General features: G+C 51.4%; 4 protein-coding genes. 3 read left to right on the forward strand and 1 reads right to left on the reverse strand.

Annotated features, from left to right (window positions below; translation table 11 throughout):
* Nucleotides 1-721: 721 nt before the first annotated feature.
* Complete coding sequence (locus WX88_RS26365) at nt 722-1375, reverse strand: DUF4214 domain-containing protein (RefSeq protein WP_046247425.1); 654 nt, start codon at nt 1373-1375, stop codon at nt 722-724.
* 457 nt (nt 1376-1832) lie between these two features.
* On the opposite strand from WX88_RS26365, the gene WX88_RS26370 reads away from it, so the two are divergent.
* The 3 genes from WX88_RS26370 to WX88_RS26380 all read left to right on the forward strand — a co-directional run bounded on the left by WX88_RS26370 (nt 1833) and on the right by WX88_RS26380 (nt 3610).
* Nucleotides 1833-1988 (forward strand): hypothetical protein, encoded by a 156-nt coding sequence (locus WX88_RS26370; RefSeq protein WP_156176475.1) that lies wholly within the window; start codon nt 1833-1835, stop codon nt 1986-1988.
* A 336-nt stretch (nt 1989-2324) separates the two neighbouring features.
* Entirely contained in the window at nt 2325-3167 is an 843-nt protein-coding gene (locus WX88_RS26375) for a hypothetical protein (protein WP_046247427.1), read from the forward strand.
* An 11-nt stretch (nt 3168-3178) separates the two neighbouring features.
* Nucleotides 3179-3610: a hypothetical protein gene (locus WX88_RS26380; protein WP_046247428.1), complete on the forward strand. Its 432-nt coding sequence runs from the start codon at nt 3179-3181 to the stop codon at nt 3608-3610.
* Nucleotides 3611-3787: the final 177 nt, after the last annotated feature.

Consider the following 3787-nt stretch of genomic DNA (forward strand, 5'->3'; position numbering starts at 1 on the left):
TTAAGGTACGACAAGTGCCTGATTTCTCTACTTTAGCTTGGTCTATATTTACTGGGAGGAGGTCATTACAACGGGATACTGTTGGCGAATTCACCTCAAGCCATTGCTGGAGGCATTAATCGCTCGAAGGCAGCCTAACGCTTCTGAACTAAAGGTACTGCATTTAACCAGTTAACGATACGCCACAAATAGCCCTTCTACCCCAAAACGAATTCGCCAACAGTATCCAACGGGGCGAAAAATTGCGGTAAGCGTTTCACTCGCTCAATACGCCTTTTGGAGATGGTGCATTGACTCGCGAGATGCCAGCAAAAGGCAATCAGCCGGATAGCTTCGACCACTCCTTGCCTCGCTAGTGCTCGCCTCATAAAACGGACACTTTACAAGACGTTAGCAAAGCGTATGAATAAACAACGCTTTGAAGCTAATAGTAATTGCTCGCCCCGTTGTAACGAGAACCCTTGTGCGGAGCCCGCCCGGAAGGCCCCGAACGACAAAAGGCCAACCGTTTGCACAGTTGGCCCTTTGGTGGTTCAAGGCAGAATCTACGGGAGATGTTCTTCGCCCGTGCGCTCTTGGCATCGCCACGAGGAAACTGCTGAGCAGCAAGGGTACGCTCAGAGCGAATCTATAGCAGGTTCAGGGACCACCGCAGAGCCGCGACTCCTCGTAGCAGATGTTACTGGTTCACCATAGCCCAAGCGGCCCTAATGCTCCAGATCTATCGGGGAAGAAACACCCTTACCGACTGCAGGCCGGCCGCCGTGGCCGTAACGCGGGTGCCGAATAGTGCCCCTGGATCGCCATAGTCGAGGGCACCGGGGTAGCCCTTAGCAGCCGCTTCTTGGCTCTGCAGGATATCTTGGGCAATCAAGCGCAAGCTTTCCTTCTGGGCGAGCTGCCCTACCCAATAGTTGATATCCGTCACATTTGCTTCCCTCCCGAGAAAGGAGCGGTAGAACTGGGCAATGTTGTTGCGCGTCTCCGTCGTCGTAGCGAAGGCTTCCCGGACGAGGTAGAAGCCGTTCGGGTTGTTGCGATAAGCGTTGACCCAGGCAGTCACGTCCGTAGAGCTGCCCGCGCGGCCCAGTATCGCGAGGTACAAATAGCGTACAGCTTCTTCATTCGCACGGTTGTCGACTCCACCACCAGCATCGGGTGCCAGGCCACCAGAAGAGGCCAGAAAAGGCTTACTATAGAGGAACGGAGTGGAAATACGCACCACGTTCTTGCCCTCAGCGGGGTAGGTGGTGAGGTCGTTGCTGGCGGTAGCGGTAGTCGTGGGTGCAGCCGGGGTGGGGTCTTGCTCGTGGGAGGAGCAGGCGGCCGTCAAGAGGCCGAGCGAGAATAAAGCGGTTTTCAGAAGCTGGTGCATGGAGCGTGGGGGGAGGTGAATGAAGTCGCGTCAGTGAGCAGGAACGTCAGCAGGTAACGGAACGCGGCTGGGCAAAAGTACGAGCAAGTGAAAATAAAAGAAGACGGGTAGGAGGAACGAGGGCATTACCAAATCATAACGCTTGGAAAAATACCACGCCGGTTGTGGTCGGACCGGAAGTCCCACCCTAGCACGATTTCGAGGTGTAAATTATAAATTTATTTATATAATTAAATAAAATGAAGTAAGAATATCCTCTTTGGGCCACCTCTTTTTGCCCCTTTTGTTCAATTACATAATTCGGCTTATGAACCCGCTCCCGGAATAAAGCTAGGTTCTGGCCCCCATCCCCCTGCCGGCATGTGGTATTTTTCTCACAAATCGGTATATTATAAACTACGCTATGCAGCTACAGGGTACCTTTGCCCTGCAACAAGTTCTTTCCTTCCTTGCCGCTATGTCTACTAAACCCGCCTCGCTTCATGGCGACAAAGGCCCCCTGCTCTGCCAACCCGTCATTCCGGCGCGCTCCGTCTCTAGTCAGGGCCGACCGATGGCCAATGGGCACGACCCGATTGCGAACCAGCAAAAGCCCGGCGTAGCCATCCTGTAGCGGCTAACGTGGCTTGGGAGTAAGGAGTGGCAGGTTAAGGCCTTGCTCGACTGCTCCTAAATGCCGGTCTTGGTTAAAAGGGTGATCCAACAGTTCATCGCTGGCCTGCACCCTTGAATCAGGATACCGGAAAGCCGTCAGAAGGTCGCTTCGGGTGCTTTGATTGCTACGATGGGTTTAGAATACCGTCTATGGCGGTGGTAGCGCCTAATTAAGAAGCATCGAGTAGCTAGTACCAGCCCCCTCTTTTGGGTGCCTTGTGCTGGTTTAGCAATTCACTAGCTGGACTGATGTACCATCCGTACGATCATACAATACATTTTCTTTGTTGATTTCATGCCAACACCTTTCCAAACGACCTTCCTTTTCAAGCAGACATTCCGCCCGTTGCGGCGGTCATTAGGCATTCTACTAGGCACCTTCGGGCTGCTCACGGGCTGCACGGACGAGCTGCCGGAGCCACGCACGGCGCCCACGGCGACCGGGGTGCATAATGAAGAGGAGCTACCCGAAATTGTTATTACGCACCCACCAATTGACCCGCCCCACGACCCGTTTCCCTGGAATCTGGATCCTTCAGACCCCCAACCGCCTTCTGATCCTAGCGGCCCGATTGACTCCCCAACTATTACTGGTACTGGAGGCGGTGAGGGCACGCCAAGCGCACCGACAACGGTGACTTCTGGAAAATTTCGCATCAACCCCGCTTACGCAGTCATTGCCCCCAAACTGGTTCAGACGCTTGAGAACCTCCGGTCCCTTGTAGAAAACAATTCCAAGCTATTAAATGGGCTAATTGCGTTCAGCGGGAGAACGCAAGCTCAGATAATATCTGATTTGACATACGGTCAAGGTCCGGAAGTCAAAATTGGTCAGCCTGTCGATAAATTCGGAAACCCAGTGATAGGACAATTTGATCCAGCAAATCCAAACGTTTTGACGTTGGACGGCGCTTTTATCAACCAACTCCAGCATACTACTTCGGCTTCAGCCAGCGATGCTTTATCCTTTTACCTTGCGGTTTCTCTGTTACACGAATACGTCCACTTTGGCGACAACCTGACGGGAAGGGATTACCCTGGCGAAGAAGGAACGATATTTGAACAAACCGTTTTTGGGGTGGAACTGGGAGAAGGCAACGCCGGACAAATCATGATTCAGTTCATAAAAAAGCCATAAAAACGGTCAGTATGAAGCTTATTTTAGCCTTGTTTCTGTTCTTGTTTGGGGCGCGCCAACCTGACAAGGTAAGTCAGCACACAGACGTGCAAATGGTGCTTAATCAGGTATTAAACAGTAATGAGATGGTGAAATTCACCTCTCATTACAGCCGCAAAGCCGAGGTGATATACTTTCGCTTTGAGCCATCTGCTGCCTATAATAATGCCACTTTGGGAGGGCTGCAAGACCTTGTATTGACCATCAAGGGCAGCCCCCCGCTAGTTTACGATGAACACCAAAACGAAAAGCGAAAGCCGGTGGTGACGATTCAAATACTTGCAATGGACAATCATGCTGCAGAAGTTCGAATTGGGTTGCCAATCGAAGGCGTGGTAGGGCAGTTTGTTTTGGTTAAACAAAGCACCTGGCGCATCGCCAAAAGCAACGTGTACGAAATATAGTTCTTGTTTAAGGCGGGCTCTCAGAAAACGGAAATATGGCACGTTAAGCAATAGCAGTTTGCTAATTATGAGTTGATTACTGCAAAGTTAAACGTCCCTATAAGGGGTAGGGCAAGATACTGTGTTAAAATGGTTGCCTGTTGGATAGGATTTCTGTAATTTTAAGCCTCTTAAGGA

Source organism: Hymenobacter terrenus (assembly GCF_000972495.1).
Classification (GTDB): domain Bacteria; phylum Bacteroidota; class Bacteroidia; order Cytophagales; family Hymenobacteraceae; genus Hymenobacter; species Hymenobacter terrenus.